This is a genomic window from Caballeronia sp. BR00000012568055 (genome assembly GCF_029439455.1).
GTDB lineage: Bacteria > Pseudomonadota > Gammaproteobacteria > Burkholderiales > Burkholderiaceae > Caballeronia.
The window spans coordinates 1-1,284 of sequence record NZ_JAQFVG010000128.1; the positions used below are offsets into that span (position 1 = coordinate 1).

General features: G+C 61.4%; 2 protein-coding genes and 1 pseudogene. All 3 read right to left on the bottom strand.

The genetic code is table 11. The features are described from left to right. On the bottom strand, positions 1-570 hold a 570-nt coding region (locus P7F28_RS07715; protein WP_277183930.1), incomplete at its 3' end, for a toxin co-regulated pilus biosynthesis Q family protein. Positions 571-617: 47 nt separating this feature from the next. Then, the gene (locus P7F28_RS07720) at positions 618-1,040 is read right to left on the bottom strand and encodes a lytic transglycosylase domain-containing protein (RefSeq protein WP_277183931.1); all 423 of its coding nucleotides are present in this window, start codon (positions 1,038-1,040) and stop codon (positions 618-620) included. Then, positions 1,037-1,284: pseudogene (locus P7F28_RS07725) on the bottom strand (hypothetical protein); the annotation flags it as partial. The pseudogene P7F28_RS07725 and the gene P7F28_RS07720, both read right to left, overlap by 4 nt.

The following is a 1,284-nucleotide window of genomic DNA, read 5'->3' on the forward strand; positions in this document are numbered from 1 at the left end:
TTGGCAGTTGGCTGCGCGTGCGACGACGCGGATCACGTTGTTGGTGTGCTTGCATAGGCGCGTAGGCGTGCGCATGTGATTGGTGGCTTGCATCACTTGCGTGAGCACCGACTTGAAGTCACCCGAGAAGGTCGCGTTGAACTCCAGGGGCAGATCGTCATCAATCTTCCAGGCGAGCTGCCAGCCTTGCTGCTGTAGCCAGCGATCGAGCGCGTTACGCAAATTGATGTCTTGCGGCGTGATCGTGAAGGACAGGACACCACCCGGCGCGCTGGCAGTCCTTGGCACGACGACCGGCGCAACATCGAGGGAAACAACAGGCCTCATTGCGGGCGCACCTACAAGAGGCGTCGGAGCAGCCGCACCTGCGAGCGCCTTCGGCGCAGACGCAGTGGTCGGTGCAGGACTCGTCATCGCGATCTGAGCCGATACAGAACGCGAGCCGGGAGCCGCAAGCATCTGCCAGCCGTCGCCCGGCGGCGGAGCGAGGCGCGACTCGTCGGGATCGGCTGCCGCTGCAAGCGTTGCCACCGTTGTCAGGGCCAGACACGCAAACAACTGAGCGAACATGCGCTTGGCGCGGTTCATGTGAAAAGAATAAGTGGGCGTCATGTTGGTCAGTTGGCGCGCTGCAGGCGACGATAGATGGTGTTGGCGTAGACGAGCTGCTTGTTCGATGACACCGCGTTGTAGGCTCCGACGGCACGCCAGGTGGGTCCGAATTGCCGGATGTTGGAGGCGAGGATCCACGTGCCGACATAGGCGTTGACGCACGCATCGAACAGGTGCTCACGCGAGATGCCAAAGCGGGCGAGTCTGGGAAGCCACGAGGAATTGATCTGCATCAGACCGATGTCCTCGCTGCCATCGCGATTACGATTGGTCGCGTTGGCGCGCATGCCCGACTCCTGTTGCGCGATCGCGCGTACCACCTGCACGCTGACCCGGTGGTAGCGCGCCGCATCGTCAAGGCAATCCGCTTGCACAGACGCCGACCACGCGAGACCAAGCAGCATCGAAAGTTGAAAAAGGCGACTCATGACGCGGCCCGGTCGAAGAAGCGCACTTCGTGTTTGCGAACGACGTTGACGACGTTGCCGTCGGCGTCGACGATGAATTGGTCAGCCGTACCGTTGAACTTGTAGTAACGCCCCTTCTGCTCGCCCGAGCCCATGTGGGCAACATCCGACACAGTGACCTTGCCCACCGTGTCGGCGAACTTGAAGAAGGTCGAGCCATCCTGATCGAACACGCTCTGCAACGCTGCCTTGTTCTGCGCATCAA

Excerpts from the sequence above, each read along its gene's own strand:
- P7F28_RS07720 (WP_277183931.1), bottom strand. The coding sequence starts at position 1,040 with ATGAGTCGCCTTTTTCAACTTTCGATGCTGCTTGGTCTCGCGTGGTCG.